Source organism: Parabacteroides sp. AM17-47, assembly GCF_003434625.1.
Lineage (GTDB): Bacteria > Bacteroidota > Bacteroidia > Bacteroidales > Tannerellaceae > Parabacteroides > Parabacteroides distasonis.
In genome coordinates this window covers 121,655-139,356 of sequence record NZ_QTLI01000002.1, presented here as the reverse complement: position 1 = coordinate 139,356, position 17,702 = coordinate 121,655, and the positions used below count along the sequence as shown (strand labels likewise).

The 17,702-nt window shown below is 45.8% G+C and carries 13 protein-coding genes; 8 read left to right on the top strand and 5 right to left on the bottom strand.

The window, feature by feature from the left end; genetic code table 11:
• Positions 1–20 precede the first annotated feature (20 nt).
• Positions 21–1,211 carry a glycine C-acetyltransferase gene (gene kbl / locus DW205_RS01955; RefSeq protein WP_005856664.1) on the bottom strand — a complete coding sequence of 397 codons (1,191 nt, stop codon included), beginning with the start codon at positions 1,209–1,211 and terminating at the stop codon, positions 21–23.
• A 179-nt stretch (positions 1,212–1,390) separates the two neighbouring features.
• Between kbl and DW205_RS01950 the strand changes: the two genes are divergently transcribed.
• Positions 1,391–2,344: an NAD-dependent epimerase/dehydratase family protein gene (locus DW205_RS01950; protein ID WP_005862091.1), complete on the top strand. Its 954-nt coding sequence runs from the start codon at positions 1,391–1,393 to the stop codon at positions 2,342–2,344.
• An 87-nt stretch (positions 2,345–2,431) separates the two neighbouring features.
• Here the strand turns inward: DW205_RS01950 and trmD are convergent, their stop codons facing one another.
• Positions 2,432–3,106, bottom strand: coding sequence for a tRNA (guanosine(37)-N1)-methyltransferase TrmD (trmD, locus tag DW205_RS01945; protein WP_008772076.1), 675 nt, complete (start codon positions 3,104–3,106; stop codon positions 2,432–2,434).
• Between the two features lie 254 nt (positions 3,107–3,360).
• Here trmD and pheT point away from each other — a divergent pair, with 254 nt between their 5' ends.
• The 6 genes from pheT to DW205_RS01915 all read left to right on the top strand — a co-directional run bounded on the left by pheT (position 3,361) and on the right by DW205_RS01915 (position 11,465).
• A complete protein-coding gene (gene pheT / locus DW205_RS01940; RefSeq protein WP_005862093.1) occupies positions 3,361–5,823 on the top strand; it encodes a phenylalanine--tRNA ligase subunit beta in 2,463 nt (820 codons plus the stop codon).
• A gap of 39 nt (positions 5,824–5,862) precedes the next feature.
• Positions 5,863–6,594 (top strand): YebC/PmpR family DNA-binding transcriptional regulator, encoded by a 732-nt coding sequence (locus DW205_RS01935; protein ID WP_005856672.1) that lies wholly within the window; start codon positions 5,863–5,865, stop codon positions 6,592–6,594.
• Between the two features lie 145 nt (positions 6,595–6,739).
• The gene (locus tag DW205_RS01930; protein WP_005856675.1) at positions 6,740–7,504 is read left to right on the top strand and encodes a hypothetical protein; all 765 of its coding nucleotides are present in this window, start codon (positions 6,740–6,742) and stop codon (positions 7,502–7,504) included.
• A gap of 133 nt (positions 7,505–7,637) precedes the next feature.
• Positions 7,638–8,696: a DUF4621 domain-containing protein gene (locus DW205_RS01925; RefSeq protein ID WP_005862095.1), complete on the top strand. Its 1,059-nt coding sequence runs from the start codon at positions 7,638–7,640 to the stop codon at positions 8,694–8,696.
• Positions 8,697–8,732: 36 nt separating this feature from the next.
• Positions 8,733–10,139 (top strand): DUF5723 family protein, encoded by a 1,407-nt coding sequence (locus DW205_RS01920; protein WP_005862097.1) that lies wholly within the window; start codon positions 8,733–8,735, stop codon positions 10,137–10,139.
• A gap of 141 nt (positions 10,140–10,280) precedes the next feature.
• Complete coding sequence (locus DW205_RS01915) at positions 10,281–11,465, top strand: glycosyltransferase family 87 protein (RefSeq protein WP_005862099.1); 1,185 nt, start codon at positions 10,281–10,283, stop codon at positions 11,463–11,465.
• A gap of 90 nt (positions 11,466–11,555) precedes the next feature.
• On the opposite strand, the gene DW205_RS01910 is transcribed toward DW205_RS01915, so the two are convergent.
• The 3 genes from DW205_RS01910 to yaaA form a co-directional block, all read right to left on the bottom strand.
• Positions 11,556–14,798 carry a S41 family peptidase gene (locus DW205_RS01910; RefSeq protein WP_121963048.1) on the bottom strand — a complete coding sequence of 1,081 codons (3,243 nt, stop codon included), beginning with the start codon at positions 14,796–14,798 and terminating at the stop codon, positions 11,556–11,558.
• A gap of 85 nt (positions 14,799–14,883) precedes the next feature.
• Positions 14,884–15,954 (bottom strand): 6-bladed beta-propeller, encoded by a 1,071-nt coding sequence (locus tag DW205_RS01905; protein WP_005862103.1) that lies wholly within the window; start codon positions 15,952–15,954, stop codon positions 14,884–14,886.
• Between the two features lie 97 nt (positions 15,955–16,051).
• Complete coding sequence (yaaA, locus tag DW205_RS01900) at positions 16,052–16,816, bottom strand: peroxide stress protein YaaA (protein WP_005862105.1); 765 nt, start codon at positions 16,814–16,816, stop codon at positions 16,052–16,054.
• A gap of 151 nt (positions 16,817–16,967) precedes the next feature.
• Here yaaA and DW205_RS01895 point away from each other — a divergent pair, with 151 nt between their 5' ends.
• Complete coding sequence (locus DW205_RS01895) at positions 16,968–17,600, top strand: DUF4858 domain-containing protein (protein WP_008778334.1); 633 nt, start codon at positions 16,968–16,970, stop codon at positions 17,598–17,600.
• Positions 17,601–17,702 lie beyond the last annotated feature (102 nt).

Here is a 17,702-nt window from a genome sequence, read left to right as displayed (position 1 = left end):
TATGATGAATGAGAGAGGTGTTATTTGATAACGCCTAGCTCTTTTCCTACCTTGATAAACGCGGCGATAGCCTTGTCCAGATGCTCAGTCTCGTGGCCGGCGGACAATTGTACACGGATACGAGCTTGTCCCTTCGGTACTACCGGGTAATAAAAACCGGTTACGTAAATACCCTCTTCCTGCATCTTGGCGGCAAAATCTTGAGACAACTTAGCGTCGTACAACATAACGGCACAGATAGCGGATTGAGTCGGCTTGATATCGAAACCGGCTGCCAGCATCTTGTCGCGGAAGTAACTTACGTTGTTCATTAATTTCGTATGTAAAGCGTCGCTCTCCTTCAACATCTTGAACATCTCCAAGCTTGCGCCTACGATGGCCGGAGCCACGGAGTTAGAGAACAAGTAGGGGCGAGAACGCTGACGTAACATATCGATAATCTCCTTCTTTCCGGTCGTGAAGCCACCCATGGCACCACCGAACGCCTTACCCAGCGTACCCGTGAAGATATCTACACGTCCGTAAACATCAAACTGCTCGGCTACGCCATGACCCGTCGGGCCTACGACACCGGCAGAGTGAGACTCGTCCACCATAACCAATGCGTCATATTTCTCGGCAAGCTCGCAAATCTTGTCCATCGGAGCGACATTGCCGTCCATGGAGAACACGCCGTCCGTGGCGATGATACGGTGACGTTGGGCCTGCGCCTCTTGTAGGCAACGCTCCAAGTCCGCCATATCGGCGTTAGCGTAGCGGTAACGTTTAGCCTTGCATAAACGAACGCCGTCGATGATAGAGGCGTGGTTCAAGGCATCCGAGATGATAGCGTCTTCCTCGCCAAACAACGGCTCGAACAAACCACCGTTAGCGTCGAAACATGCGGCGTAAAGGATCGTGTCCTCAGTCTTGAAATAGTCGGAGATGGCTGCTTCCAATTGCTTGTGCAAATCCTGCGTTCCACAGATGAAACGAACGGACGACATACCATAACCGTGTGTATCCATGGCTTCTTTCGCGGCCTTGATCAGTCGTTGGTTATCGGACAGGCCAAGATAGTTGTTGGCGCAGAAGTTCAAAACATCACTTCCGGCATTTACTTTGATGTCGGCTCTCTGTGGCGTAGTAATGATACGCTCGTTCTTGTATAAACCAGCGGCTTTGATGCCTTCAAGTTCATTTGTCAAGAATTCTTTAAGTTTTCCGTACATAAAAACTTCGTTTTTTATTAGTATTTAGATGTGAGTAGTAGCTTCGTTGTCAAAGCGACAGACAAAGGTCTGTTTTTTTTTTGAATTTTAATACTAAAAAAGAGAAGAAATTCATGTCTAAACTGTTTTATTCTCTATACCTTTGCCGACGGAAAAAAACTTAAATCTCATTAAACGCGATGAAGAATGTATTAGTAATTGGTTCTACCGGTCAGATCGGATCAGAGTTAACCATGAAATTAAGAAGTATCTACGGTGGGAACATAGTAGCGGGTTATATCCCGGGTGCGGAACCTAAAGGCGAGTTGTTAGAATCGGGACCTTCCGCTATCGTGGATATCACGAACGAGCAGCAGATCGCTGAGACGGTATCAAAATATAATATTGATACGATCTACAACTTGGCGGCTCTTTTGTCGGCTGTAGCAGAGGCTAAACCTCAGTTGGCGTGGAAGATCGGAATGGGGGGCTTGTTCAATGTGCTTGAGGTGGCCCGTGAGATGCACTGCGCCGTATTTACGCCGAGCTCTATTGGCGTTTTCGGTAACAATACCCCGAAAGACAAGACTCCTCAAGATACGATCCGTAATCCTCGTACGATGTACGGCGTGACGAAGGTATCCGGTGAGTTGTTAAGTGATTATTATAATATCCGTTTCGGCGTGGACACACGTTCGGTTCGGTTCCCCGGATTGATCTCTTATGTGACACCTCCGGGTGGTGGTACGACGGATTACGCTGTCGATATTTACTATTCGGCCGCTAAGGGCGAGAAATTCGTTTGCCCGATCGCAGCCGGTACTTTCATGGATATGATGTACATGCCGGACGGCTTGCGTGCCGCTATCGAGATTATGGAGGCGGATTCTACGAAGTTCGTTCATCGCAACTCTTTCAACATTGCGTCGATGAGTTTCGATCCGGAGATCATCTTTAATAATATCAAGAAATATATGCCGGACTTCCAAATGGAGTATGAGGTAGATCCTTTGCGTCAGGCTATAGCCGAGTCGTGGCCGAACTCCTTGGATGACACTTGCGCCCGCCAAGAGTGGGGCTGGAAGCCGGAGTATGATTTGGATGCCATGACAAAAGACATGTTAGCTAAATTGAAAGAACGTTTCAATAAATAAGAGTGATGTTGTAGCCATGATTGTTTGTGGATAGAGGGGCCGGGGTATCATCGGGGGGATGATCCCCGGCCTTGTTTTTTAACGCTGCTATTTCAATAAATCCGGCCGGAGGCGTGCCGTACGCTCTTGTGCTTGTTGCAAGCGCCATTCTTCGATCTTGCGCTGGTGCCCGGATAATAGTACCTCGGGTACTTTCCAACCTTTGTAATCGGCGGGACGTGTATAAACAGGCGGGGCCAGTAAGTCATCTTGGAAGGAGTCGGAGAGGGCGCTTTGCTCGTCGCCGATCGCTCCCGGTATCAAGCGTACCACGGCGTCGGTTATGATAGCGGCGGCCAGCTCTCCTCCGGTAAGGACATAGTCTCCTACGGATATCTCTTTCGTTATCAAATGCTCACGGATACGATAGTCGATCCCTTTATAGTGCCCGCAGAGGATAATCATATTATTTAGTAAAGACATACTGTTGGCCATGGGCTGGTTGAGTGTCTCGCCATCCGGGGAGGTATAGATTACCTCGTCATATTCCCGTTCGCTTTTCAACGCTGAGATCGCCCGGTCTATCGGTTCGATCTGCATCACCATTCCGGCCTCTCCTCCGAACGGATAATCATCCACCCGCCTCCATTTATTAGTGGTGTAATCCCGTAGGTTATGTAAATGAATCTCCGCTAATCCTTTATCTTGCGCCCTCTTGACGATAGAGCAATTAATCATCCCCTCGATCATCTCGGGAAGTACGGTAAGTATATCTATACGCATAAAAAATAGTTGTAACGTTAAAACCTCCCGCAAAGGTACATCTTTATTCTGACTCATCGTAAAGTGAGTCTCTATTATCTATGATTCGCGATAGAAAATTAAGAATGAATGAAACGCATGCGTTGGCGCAGTTAAGAGTTCGTAGAAGTTCATGAGGATATTTTTGTATCGTTTGAATTATTATTCGTACTTTTGTCCGTCAATTCGGCGGCTATCAATAGAGGCCGTCTCTTTAGAGAATAAATTTTATAGCGATGAATATATCTTACAATTGGCTGAAAGAGTATCTTGATTTCGATCTGGAGCCAGAAGAAGTTGCTGCGGCGCTTACCTCTATCGGTTTGGAAACCGGTGGAGTAGAGGAAGTTCAAACCATTAAGGGCGGACTTGAGGGACTGGTTATCGGTGAAGTGTTAACTTGTGAGGAACACCCGAATTCTGACCATTTACATATTACGACCGTAAATGTAGGTGGCGAGGCTCCTTTACAAATCGTATGCGGTGCCCCGAACGTGGCTGCCGGACAGAAAGTGGTCGTAGCCGTGAACGGTACGAAACTGTACGACGGTGACGAATGCTTTACCATCAAGAGATCCAAGATCCGTGGCGTTGAGTCCAACGGTATGATTTGCGCCGAGGACGAGATCGGTATCGGTACCGACCATAACGGTATTATCGTACTTCCCGCCGATGCTGTTGTAGGTACGTTAGCTAAAGATTATTATAATGTAAAGAGCGACTACGTGCTGGAGGTGGATATCACCCCGAACCGTGTAGACGCTACTTCCCATTTCGGTGTCGCCCGTGACTTGGCCGCTTATTTGAAGCAAAACGGCAAGCCCGCCGAATTGAGACGTCCTTCGGTAGACGCTTTCAAGATCGATGACGAGACACCGGGCGTAGAGGTCGTGGTAGAGAATACGGAGGCTTGTCCCCGTTATTCCGGTGTTACGATCAAGGGCGTTACGGTGAAGGAGAGCCCGGAGTGGTTACAAAACCGCTTGCGTGTGATCGGCCTTCGTCCCATCAATAACGTAGTGGATATAACGAACTTTATCCTGCATGAGTTAGGGCAGCCTTTACACTCTTTTGACGCGGGTAAGATCAAAGGAAATAAAGTGATTGTCAAGGCGGCCGAGGCTGGTACGAAATTCGTCACGTTGGATGGCGTGGAGCGTACGTTGACCGATCGTGACTTGATGATTTGTAACGTCGAGGAACCTATGTGTATCGGTGGCGTGTTCGGCGGTTTGGATTCCGGCGTGACGGAGGAGACCACCGACGTATTCTTGGAATCCGCTTGTTTTCATCCGACGTGGATTCGCAAGACCGCTCGTCGTTTTGGCTTGAATACGGACGCTTCTTTCCGCTTCGAGCGTGGTTTGGATCCGAACAATACGATGTATGTATTGAAACGTGCCGCCTTGTTGATACAAGAGTTGGCGGGAGGTAAGATCACGGGTGCCGTACAGGATGTTTATCCTACCGTGGCGGAACCGTATACGGTTGAGGTGACTTACGAGAAGATCAATACGTTGATCGGTAAGGATATTCCGGTAGAAACCGTGAAAAGTATCTTGGCAAGCCTTGAGATGGAGATCGTATCCGAGACTGCCGAGGGCTTGACTTTGCATGTTCCCGTATATCGTATCGATGTGCAGCGTGATGTAGACGTGATCGAGGACATTCTTCGTATCTACGGATATAATAACGTGGAGTTCAGTGATAACGTGAAGTCCAATTTAAGTTACCAGACTCCTACGGATCGTAGCTGGAAATTGCAGAACTTGATCTCGGAGCAACTTTGCGGTTGTGGTTTCAACGAGATCATGAACAATTCCTTGACACGCTCCGCTTATTATACGGATCTGTCTGTTTATCCGGAAGCGCATTGTGTCATGTTGATGAACCCGTTAAGCGCTGATTTGAACTGCATGCGTCAGACCTTGTTGTTCGGAGGCTTGGAGAGCATCGAGCATAACATGAAGCGTAAGAATGGCAATGTCCGTTTCTATGAGTTCGGTAATTGCTATGATTATAATATCGATAACAAGAAGGAAGATGAGACCTTGGCGCAGTTCAGCGAGGATTACCGTCTAGGCATCTGGGTAGCCGGCAACCGGGTGGAGAACAACTGGGCGCATCCGGACGAGAAATCTTCCGTTTATGAGTTGAAGGCTTACGTAGAGAATATCTTAGCTCGCTTGGGCGTGGATATGAAACGGGTTATTTTCGGTAACTTGACGAATGATATCTATTCTTCGGGCCTAAGTATCACGACCGGTTCCGGACGTCAATTGGGTACGATGGGTATCGTAAGCAAGAAACTTCGTAAGATGCTGGATATCGATATGGAGGTTTATTACGCTGAGTTGTCGTGGACCCAATTGATGAAGGAGATCAAGAAGGCGAAAGTAACCTTCTCCGAGATTTCCAAGTTCCCGGCCGTTAAACGTGACTTGGCGTTGTTGCTTGATAAGAGCGTACAGTTTAGCGAGGTCGAGAAAATCGCTAAGGATAGCGATCGCAAGCTATTGAAGGAAGTATCTCTGTTCGACGTTTACGAGGGCAAGAACCTTCCGGCGGGCAAGAAGTCGTATGCCGTAAGCTTCTTCATGCAAGATGAGAGCAAGACTTTGAACGATAAGCAGATCGACGCTATCATGAAGAAGATCCAGACGAATCTGGAACAAAAGCTAGGTGCTCAATTGAGATAAGAATTTAATTACATAAAATAAAGATAAACTGATAAACATATGGGAAGAGCGTTTGAGTTTCGTAAAGCGAGAAAGTTTAAGCGTTGGGGCAATATGGCCCGTGTATTCACGAAGTTAGGTAAGGAAATCACGATCGCGGCAAAACAAGGTGGGCCGGAGCCTGAGAATAATCCTCGTTTACGTGTGTTGATGCAGAACGCCAAAAAGGAGAATATGCCGAAGGAGAACGTGGAGCGTGCCATTAAACGTGCCGTATCCAAGGATTTCACGGATTATAAGGAGATGAACTATGAGGGATATGGTCCTTTCGGTATCGCTATCTTCGTTGAGACCGCTACGGATAATACGACTCGTACGGTAGCCAACGTTCGTAGTTATTTCAATAAGAACGGTGGTTCTCTGGGAACATCCGGTAGCTTGGAGTTCTTGTTCGATCATAAATGCGTATTCCATATCGCTAAAAAAGAGGATCTTTCTTTAGAAGACCTAGAGTTGGAGTTGATCGACTTCGGTGTAGATGAGGTTGAGGAAGACGAGGACGAGGTTGTTCTTTATGGTGAGTTCGCGCAGAATTCGGCGATCCAGAAATATTTGGAGGAGAATGGTTTCGAGATCTTGAGTAGTGAGTTCGTACGTATTCCGAACGATTTGAAGGAGGTTACTCCGGAACAGCGTGAGTCTATCGAGAAGATTATCGAGAAATTAGAGGAAGACGAAGACGTTCAAAACGTATTCCATAATATGAAGGAAGACGATTCTGAGGAGGAATAACGTACGCTTTACGTAAAATAGTATACTTTATCCGTAAAAAAGCGACATCGAGGCAAATTCGATGTCGCTTTTTCTTTTTTACAACGAATGTTTCATGTTTTTTATTTATTTTTGTGAGTCTAGGGTGAATAACAATTTAACTTATATGGTGAAAATGAAAAGACTATTTCTTCTTTGTGCGTTCGTGAGCATGTTTGCGACGTGTAATTTTATCTCAGCTCAAAAGGAGTTAGGGATTTTCAATTCTGTTTCGGCAGGAGTGGGTGTTGGTTTGACGGGTGTAGATGTGGAAGTCGCTACTCCTATTACGCCTTATCTGGCGTTGAGAGGTGGTCTTACCTTTATGCCGGGTTTCAGCATTAATACGGACGTGGATGTAGATGTTAACGATCCGCGAGCGGGTGTGTATAATGATACATACTCCATGGATGTCAAAGGTAGCTTGAAACGTACTTCCGGACAGTTGTTGGTGAATGTTTACCCGTTTCCTCACGCTTCTTCGTTCTTCGTTGCGGCCGGCGCCTATTTCGGTGGTTCTTCCTTGGTGAAGATAGAAGGACATAGTGATAAGCTGAAAGACCTGATCGCCCAAGGAGAAAGTGCGGGCATAGTTATCGGTGATTATACGATTCCGGTGGATAATAACGGTAATGTATCCGGTGGATTGAAAGTGTCCGGTTTTCGTCCTTATCTAGGTCTTGGATTCGGTCGTGCGGTTCCTAAGAAACGGGTTGGCGTGATGTTTGAGCTGGGTGTGCAATTCCATGGCAAACCGGAGGTGTATACGGATTCAGGGGATGTAAAGGACTTGTTGAATGAGATAGACGAGGATGATACCTTTACGAAGATCATGGATAAGCTAACGGTTTATCCGGTCATGAAGATTCGTATTTGCGGAAGAATATTTTGATTGTCAAAGATAGTATAAGCTAAGAGTGGCGTTAATAATACGATGCCACTCTTTTTTTTATGGCTAAACTTTCATTTATTTTGTTTATTTTTGTGCGCTGTTAGGGTCATAATTTTGATAAAAATAACTTTATATGAAAAACAAACATTTGGTGATGCTATTGCTATCATCTTGCTGTTTAGCGGCATGTGTGGATAGTAAGTATGATTTAAGCGATGTCAATACGGACGATGCGGTAATGGGTGAGTCTTGGGTAGCTCCCCTCGGTACGGGTTATGTAACGTCGGATGACGTTGTGAATGTAGAGAAAGTCCCTTCCATTCGGGAAGTCGACGGGGCTTACGTCATGATCTATGATGGAGAGATGAAGATTAAGGGGAAAAGCTTACGGGCCGCCTCTGATAAAGTGGAGATCGCCTCGGAAGATATAACGACTGGGGATATCGATGGCTTGTTCGATGGCGATTTCGTTTTGGCGTTAACGAACCCCCACATTACGTTAAAGTCGAATGTAAAGAATGCCTCTTTGGATTGTAGCTTGTCTATCGAGGCTGAGAACGCAAGTAAAAAGGAGGCTACTTCCTCTGATTTTACCTTGTCAACGGTGTCTCCTAATATTTGGATCGGCCCTCTTGATCCGAAGACGGATGCTTTTAAGTTTGTCAAGAACGAGAAGTTACCGGGAATCGTACAGATTGTTCCTCAAAAAATACATTTGTCTTTGTCCGCTGATAGCAAACAATGGGCGAACGCTCCTGCGGATGCCTTGAGTGAGTTACGTTATGCGGTAGAGCTTCCGTTGACTCCGGCACCGGAATTTAGCGCCGTATCCGTCGAGCGGATCGAGGACGCTTTTGATGAGGATTTCGTAGACTATATTTTCTCGGACGGAAGCGCGAGGATCTATGGAGAGGTTACGAACGAGATGCCGTTCGATATGTCTATCGAGATGGTGATCATGGATGAGAACAATGTACCGGTAGATATCCAATTTCCGGCGCAAGAGGTAAAAGGACAATCCGGAGAGGTTGTCTTCGAGATCACGAAGGAGGATATGCCGAAAATGAAGGACGCACGTCATATAGACCTGAATTTACATTTAACGGGTAGAGATCAAAGCGAGGCTTTGAAGAAAGGCCAGAAAACGACCTTCAACTTGAAACTCAAGAAAGAAGGCGGAATTTCTATTTGATCCCAGTACTAACCATTTAAATTACGAAAAAGAAAGATGAATACTATATATAATATGTATAAGAGAGGTCTGTGCGCTTTATGTTTATTGACCACTGTGGGGATGTCGGTATCCGCCCAGCAAATACGAACTTCTTACTTCATGCAATCCTCTACGGCACGCACGACAATGAATCCGGCGTATCGTCCCGAGAGAGGCTATGTCTCCATTCCGGTATTAGGCGCGGTTGGCGCTTCGTATGGTACGAACGGAATAGCTGTGGATAATTTTATTTATCCGAAGAATGGTGAGACCGTTACGTTCATGGATAACTCCGTGAATACCGAGTCTTTCCTGAATGGCTTGAAGGATGAGAATCAGGTAAACATGGATTTTGGCACGCAGGTTCTATCCGGTGGCTGGTACGCCGGCAAGGGATTCTGGACGGTTGATGTTTCTATCAAGGGCTTGGCGAATATTCGTGCTCCGAAGACATTGTTCGAGTTCATGAAAAAGGGTAATGGATCTCAGAGTACCTATGATATTCGTAATATCAGGGCGTACGCCGAGGCTTATTTGGAGACAGGTGTAGGATATTCTCGTCCTATCACGGATAAGTTGACAGTCGGAGGTAAGGTTAAATTGTTATGGGGCGTAGGTTCTATGGACGCTACGATCGATCAGATGCATGCTGAGATGGGAGAGACTAGCTGGAAAGTTACCTCTACCGGTACATTGCAGACGAATATGAAAGGCTTGGTTCCGGAAATGGAAGTAGACGAGCAAGGCCGTGATTATTATAATAGCTTTGATTTCGATTCTCCGGGTCTTAGCGGTTTCGGTATGGGAGTGGACTTGGGTGCTACGTACCAATTGACCGAGAATATCATGTTATCCGCCGCTGTCCTTGATTTAGGTTTTATCAGCTGGAGCAAGGGAGGTAGCACGCTAGGTAAGTTGGATGGAACTTTCGACTTTAACGGCTTTGATCTGGCTATTGGCGAGAATAACGGTGATATACCGAGCATGGGCGATCAGTTTGACGCTATCAAGGAAGATTTCGAGAACTTGCTTCATTTCAAGAAAGAGGGTGAGTCCGGAAGCACTACCCGTCTTCGTTCGACAATCAATATCGGTGGCGAGTACCGTTTACTGGAAAACAAGTTAGGTATCGGTTTATTGTCGAGCACTCGTCTTTATTCCCCGAAAGCCTATACGGAACTGACATTGTCCGGTAATTACCGTCCGGTGAAATGGTTTGAGGCTACGCTGAGCTACTCATTTATCCATAGTAAGTTCAAGACGTATGGTATCGCCTTGAATTTCTCACCGTCTTGGATCAATTTCTTTATCGGATCGGATTATATGTTGACAAAGGTAACTCCACAATGCTTACCGGTCAGCGGTAACGCCATGAATCTTTACATGGGAGTAAGTGTTCCTTTGAAATCATTCGCTAATTAATAGGGAATACTCAGAATAGAGTCTGTATCATAAAGGAAAAGGCTGTCCGGGTTATATACCCAGACAGTCTTTTCTTTTTTATTAGGCTCGTTTTATTAGGTTTTTTATCTTTGTGGACTGATTGAAAGGAAGAAATTGGATATGAGATTAAAGACTTTAGCCACCCATCCGGTATGGAGAGAGCCCCGGACTGTATTCGGGGTATGGATGCTAACAGGTGTTATTTTTGCTATTGTCAAGTTGTTGATCGGGAAATATAATAATTATAAGATATTTGAAGGAGTCTACTGGCATGCTATCGAAGGCTTAACCTTATATGGGGATCATTATCCGGAATATTATGATTCAAACCATTATGGAGTCTTATTCAGTCTTATCATAGCTCCTTTCGCCCTGTTACCGGAATGGCTGGGTATGATCTTATGGATAGCGGGGAATACCGCCCTATTATTTTATGCGATTAGCCGATTGCCATTGTCGAGTACCCCCAAAATCATTATTTATTGGTATTCGTATTGTGAGTTGATGACGGCTCAAGGAGTACAGCAATTCAATATATCAGTAGCGGCCTTTATCTTATTATCATTTGTCTTGATACTGGAGAAAAAGGATTTCTGGGCGGCAGGCATTATTATGCTCGGAACATTTATCAAGATTTATCCAATCGTGGGATTGGCGTTCTTTTTCTTCTCAAGGCAGAAAGTGAGATTATTAGTCTCTTGTCTTTTCTGGGGATTGGTTTGCTTTGTGATCCCGGTGCTTTATACACCGGGGTTTGAGTATGTGATCTCTCAGTATATAGATTGGTTTGAGCGATTGAAGGTGAAAAATATGTTGAATATGTTCGCTGATCCGCAAAATATATCATTATTAGGAGTGGTTCGAAAGATATCCGGGAATGCGGAGTATAGCGATATGTGGCTTATCATACCGGGCTTGATTTTATTCTGCATTCCATATTTGAGGATCTCTCAATATAAATATCTGGCTTTTCGCTTTATGCTGTTGGCTAATGTTTTATTGTTTGTCGTATTATTCAGTACGGGAAGCGAGGCGAGTGGGTATATCATAGCGATGATAGGAGCCGCTATCTGGTATATATGCAGTGTATCGCCCCATAAGAAATATACTTATTGGCTTTGGATAGCTACCTTGGTGATTGTTGGCTTATCCACTACAGAGCTGGTTCCATCTATTGTCCGGAATGGACTGATCCGTCCGTATGTGATAAAAGCTTGGCCTTGCATTGTGGTGTGGCTGACCATTTGCTATGAGATGTGTTTCTTGGATTTTAGTCATTCTCCCTATAAGCATATCACGACTTAGGCAGAGTGAATATCGCCTGTTTTTTAATAGAAGGTTACATAATAAAACGAGACTACTCCCGACAAGCGATGAGAGTAGTCTCGTTTTAAACTACTTTTTATCGATCTCTTTCAGTAATTCTTGTACCGCTGTTCTCAATTGCGTATCTTCCCCTTTGACAACAGTTTCCGGAGAATTAGCGACTTTAACATCCGGTTCCAGCTGTGTGTTCTCTAAGTAACTACCGTCCGACAGGCGATAACCGGTAATAGGTGTGCCGAATACCAGCGTCGGATCTTGCAGGGTTTCCCAAGAGACGGTAGTCATTGTCCCCGGTACGGGCATACCAACTAAACGTCCGATGTGTTGATGCTTATAAACCCACGGGGTTCCATGTGCGTTACTATAATTAGCCTCGCATTGGAGCATGATGGAAGGTTTATTCCAGCGGCGGCTAGGCATATCGCAAGCCTCCCGGCCACGTGTCACTTGGGTGAGGTATTTCTCTCCGCTGAACAAGATCTCGATATCCTCATGCAAACGTCCACCACCATTAAAGCGGGTATCAATGACGATGCCCTCCCGGTCGTTATACTTACCTAGGATATCGGAGTAGACAGAGCGGAAACTAGGATCTCCCATGGATTGGATATGGACGTATCCCAATCGTCCGTTCGACCATTTATCCACGTCGGCGGCACGTTGCTTCACCCAGCGGGTATAAAGCAAGTTATTTAACTCACCGTTACTGATAGGCAAGACTACCTCTTCCCAACGTTCTTTGGTTTGTGGATCGTAGAGGGAAACCAAGGTCTTCTTTTTGGCCTTATTGTTTAATAGCTTGGAGTAATCCATATCCGGGGTTATTTCTTGTCCGTCTATTTTCTCCATGACGGTACCGGCTTTTACCTTGGAACGTGCGTGATCGAATGGGCCTTTTTCCACTACCTCAGCGATTAATAAACCTTTGCCGCTATGGTTCCAATCGAAAAGTAGGCCTAGGTTGGCGGTAATATTGCCGCTTGTTTGCGGACGGAAGCGTCCTCCGGTATGAGATACGTTGAGTTCTCCCAGATATTCGCTTAGCAACTCCGCGAAGTCATAGTTGTTATTGATATGTGGCAAGAACTTACGGTAGGCGGCGGTCATAACGTCCCAATTTACGCCGTGCATGTTCACGTTGTAGAACCGTTTTTGCTCTTGTTTATAGACATGGTCGAACATATACTCACGTTCGGCGGCCAAGTCCATTTTTAAGTTCGCTTGGTAATGAATCGGTGTTAGTTTCTCCGATCCCATATCCATTTTTTGCATGGAATTGCTACCCAACAAGAACAGGTTCTTACCTTCCTTATCCATTTCCATGTTCGCCCATCCGGTATTCATCTTGTGGAGTAGCTTGGTCTCTTTCTTGCGCAAGTCCATTTTCCACAGGTCGTATTTGTCTTCGAAAGCCGAGAAATAATATAAGGTCTCGCCATTCTTTGAGATGACGGCACTACCCATTTCGGAGGAATTAGGAGTAAGACGTAGGATACGATCTTGGATGCCTTTCAGTTCCACTACGATATCCTTGGGCTTTTCGTCTTTCTTTTCATCGGCTTTATCTTCTTTTTTCTTGTCGTCGGTTTTGTCCCCGGTTACCTCTTTCTGCTCCTTTTCCAGTTCCTTTTGCAACTCATAATCCTCTTTGCTCAAGCGGAATTTATCATAAGCGTCTTGATTCATGAATACCAGCATGGCATCATTCAAGGAGCCCCATGAAGCATGCGCACGCATTCCATAACGCTCGGTGGTGAATAAGATGGCGTTTCCATCCAGTACCCATTGTGGGGAGGTGCTGGTGTAACCGCTATTGGTCAGGTTGGTGATCTCCCCGCCTTGCGCACTAACCAAGCCGATATCCGAATAAGGATCGTGCTTGTTTCCGATAAACCGGAGCGTGAACCATTTACCGTCCGGCGACCATGAGTAATCGAAACCGCCGGCTGTACTATACCATGTGGAGCCATCCGTGACTTGGCGTACTTTCTTCGTCTCAAGGTTGACTACCATCAGCCGCATACGATCTTCTATGAAAGCGAGTTCCTTACCATCCGGTGAGAATTGAGGATAATTACGCTCTACGGTCTTAGAAGGCAGGAGAACTTCCTCTTCGATAATCGTTGCGTTCGGGAAATTAGCTTCTTCCTTACGGGCGATCTTAGCCAAGTAAAGTTGCCAATTACCACCACGCTCGCTGGCGTAAGCCAAGGTACGGTTATCCGGCGAGAAGCATACGCCTGTTTCGGCGGCCGGGGTATTGGTGATTTGTTTGGTCGTGTTGTAATCGGCCGAGGTGACGAATACCTCGCCTCTTAGGGTTAAGGCGATCTGCTTGCCATCGGGGGATACGGTGGCAGAGGTAGCTCCTTTGCTGGAATTCAGATCGCTGATTTGCTCTTGATCGTCACGGATCAAATCAATCAGCACTTTCTGCGGATTGACTCCCGGACGTTGTGTATAGATCTCGCCATCGTATGTGTAGCATAATGTATTGTCGCTACTTGTAGAGAGGAAACGTACGGGATGTGTCTTGAACTTAGTAACCGCCGTTATAGATTGTGGGGTGTTGAGAGGGAATGAATATACATTGAAAGAACCTCCGTTGCGTTCGCTCAGAAAGTAAACCGTCTGTCCATCCGGGGTAAATACGGCGTTGCGGTCTTCTCCCGCATGGTCGGTCAAATTGGTATGTTTTCCAGTTTGCGTATCGTACATCCATATATCCCGGGTGACGGACGAGGTATGATGTTTACGCCATTCATCCTCGAAGCCCTTACGGTCTTGGTATAAGAATGTCTTTCCGGATTTATCGAAGCAAACCATCTCGGCGGGTGTTCCCAATACTTGCTCCGTACGTCCGCCACCGATCGGCACTTTATAGAGTTCCGTCATGGCCGAGGTCGGGAATAAGGCGCTCTGGGCGGGATCTTGTATGGATGCGGAGAAGAGTACGTATTTGCCGTCGGGAGTAAAGGCCGATGGAATCTCGGAGGCGGAATGAGTGGTGAGGCACTGTGCCGTTCCACCGTTGGAGGGCATTACGAATAAATCGAAATTGCCGTTACGATCGCTGGCGAAAGCGATTTGTTTTCCGTCCGGAGACCAGATTGGCGTGCATTCATACGATGCTTGGGTGGTAAGTTGTGTCGCTGTTCCTCCTTTGGCCGGTACTTTATAGATATCTCCTTTGTAACAAAACGCGATCTCTGTTCCATCAGGAGAAATTTGTACATCACGCATCCACAAAGGGGTTACAGCGTAGCTGGTAGTCGCAAAGCCCAAGGCAATGCAGGTTAAAAGTTTTTTCATGTACTTAATGCTTTTTTAGAATGGTACGAAGATACATATTATTTTGTACCCATCAGTCTGCTCTCTATTGAAATATTAACTGGATTTACCCTTTCAATTTCACGATAAATAACACGAGGCTTTCCCCTTGGGCCTGTGCGGGGAAAGTATTTCGCAGATCCTCTCCGGATTTGCTGAAACAATAGGAATGGCAATAGGGATCGATAGGGTCCATTCGTCGCACATTTCCGGTTTGATAAAAATTATCTTTTAATCCTTCTTTTACCTGCCAGCATTCTTCCTTCTCCGTATCATAACAGAAGGTGTAATTTCTGGACTCATCCTCTGCGTTATAGTAAGTAGATACCCAGAAACGGCTACCCATGCGGATCGGTAGCAAAGGGAGTGTATTCTTTCCGGCAAGGTTCTCCAAGGCTTGGCTTTGCCGCTTTTGCTTAATATATAAAGTGTCCCGTAATAAGTTCCCGGGTTGATAGGAGGGGGCGTAGGCATAAACCGTTCCGCTTCCGGGCTCCACGGCTACTTCCGGGGCGAGACAACCGATCGGGCATGCGGAACGTTCCAGATCGACCGGACGGATCGTATGAGATTGTAATTTATGGAAAGAGGAATCGTATTCAACGATCTGTTTCTCAATCGTAGCGGTTTGCCCTGCCGTATCCCCATGAACACATTCCTCGGTGGTAAATATCCGGTTATTGTGCATGGATATGGATAGCATATGCCTATTCTCCGGAAGGTCGCATTTCAGTTTCTTGCGGGTAAGGAGATCACCATTGAATGAGTAATAGAAAATATCGTCCGTGTTTCCAAGTACGATCAGCTGCTGGTTGGCCGGGTTCACTACATACCCCGCTACCCGTATGTCATCCGGATGGGTGATGCGACAGATAAATTCTCCCTTGCGATTGAAACGGTAAAGCGTCTCATTGCTGATAAGGAATAGGTTGTCTCCCTCTTGACGGATATACTTGGCCTCCTTGATCGAATGCGTCCCTGAGTCCTGTAATGGAATGGCGATTACCTCATCCGCGATGTCAGACAAGGCTCCGGTAGGGTTGCTCCGGATCGATTCATTCGAGATTAACAGGTTATAGGCTTGCTTTCCGCAAACCAATAGAACAAGTAGTAATAAATATGTAAAGGTTCTTTTCATATCACCGCTAAATTAAAGAAGGATAAACCTTTTTATGATTTTTACGAATTGTTCTTATAAAACGTAGATCATCTGATTTTATTGGATAAGCCTAGAATTATTCTTGTAGAAATACCCAATTATCCCCCTCGGACATGGATTCTTTATAGGAAAAGCCTTCCCATGTGAATGCTTTTAATGCCTCCGGGTCAGAAATCCGGTTCTTTATGAGATAGCTGCTCATTTGTCCCCGGCACATCTTGGCATAGATCACGATCGTCTCCGCTTTGCCGTTCTTCCAGATCTTGAACTCGGGCGTGATGATCCGGACGGATCGCTCCACCTCCTTCCACTGGAAAGAGGGTTGGATATCCAAGCTGGCTAGATTCAGTAGGATTCCGTCTCCCTGTCGGACGTCATGGATTAATGTATTTGTTTGCCTGTCCTTCCAGAAGGTGTACATATTCCCGTCGCCTAGTTCTGGGATTTTTACGTCGAACTCCATCCGGTAAGGCTTGATAAGGTCTAATGGGCGAAGTAACCCGTAGCATCCCGATACGAAACGCATATGTTCTTGCGAGAAAAGAAAATCCTCCTCCGTGAAGTCTTTCGGGCTGATATTCTTGAATACGACACCGGTATAGGCGAGTATCGCTTGCAAGGGCTGGTTGTTTTCCGCATGAAAATCTTGGTATCTGCGGTAACATTCCGCCGCCAGTTTCGGGCTGAGCTTGAGGATACGACTTAATTCGTCAATGGGAAATTGGGTCATATTCAGGGCGATCTCGTTCGCCTCTTGCTGGAAACGTGGAGTCGTGCCTTGCGGCGCTTTTATCTTGGATGTCCCGGTCATTGTCTTAGCCGGAGATAATAATATCAACATATCTATATTGGATTTGGATTGATCGCATAAAGGTAATCCATATTAAGATTCAAATAGGGTATAAGCATCCCAATAAATCTTAAAGTATCTCGACTCGAATGGGGGATTTAATGGAGGAATGAGTCTTGGTGATAGAAATGTAATGAGGATTATGAAGATGAGAGACGTGAAGATGCGACCTATATTCCTTTTGATAGTATTCATCCTACCTACGATGGCCCATGCGCAGTGGACGGAACAGGATTCTTTGCGCCTGCAAGAATTTTTATCCGGCAAGGAGGAGATACGTTTGAATCCTGAGTTTCAGAAGGCGATAGAAAGCGGGACTTTTCTACGACCCGATCAACCGGGAACCCATATGTTATCCTCACCAAGTGAGTTGCCGATTACGAAAGACTTCTCGGAATATGTACAGTTAGATACTTTACGTAGGTTGACCAATTATGATTCGATTACCCCAGTCCTATTCATGCTGCTGAATTTTAAGTCACCTTCCCGTTCATTGGCCATACAGAAGCAAGCGCACACGATTAGGCTCCCTAAGAATCAGGATTGGAAAGAGTTTAAGGTAGGTAAGGTTCCTATGGCTGCCAACGTAAAACTGACTAATATATACTCGGATGTCGTGAAGGATGGCCAGCGAAGGGGAGGGGTACTTGCTACCATAAGAGTCTATTTCGACGCAGAGGATTTACTAGAGACTATTTTCTGGAAAAGTGCCCGTGACAAGAAGAGAAACAGGAAACGGGAGAATACGTGGAAGTATTATAATGACTATCCGTAAATTGTTGGATTTATAGGATATAACCACTCGAAAAAAACACGTACGTGAATTTCAAAAAACATGTACGTGTTTCCGGAAAAACTCGTACGTGTTTTTTTTTGA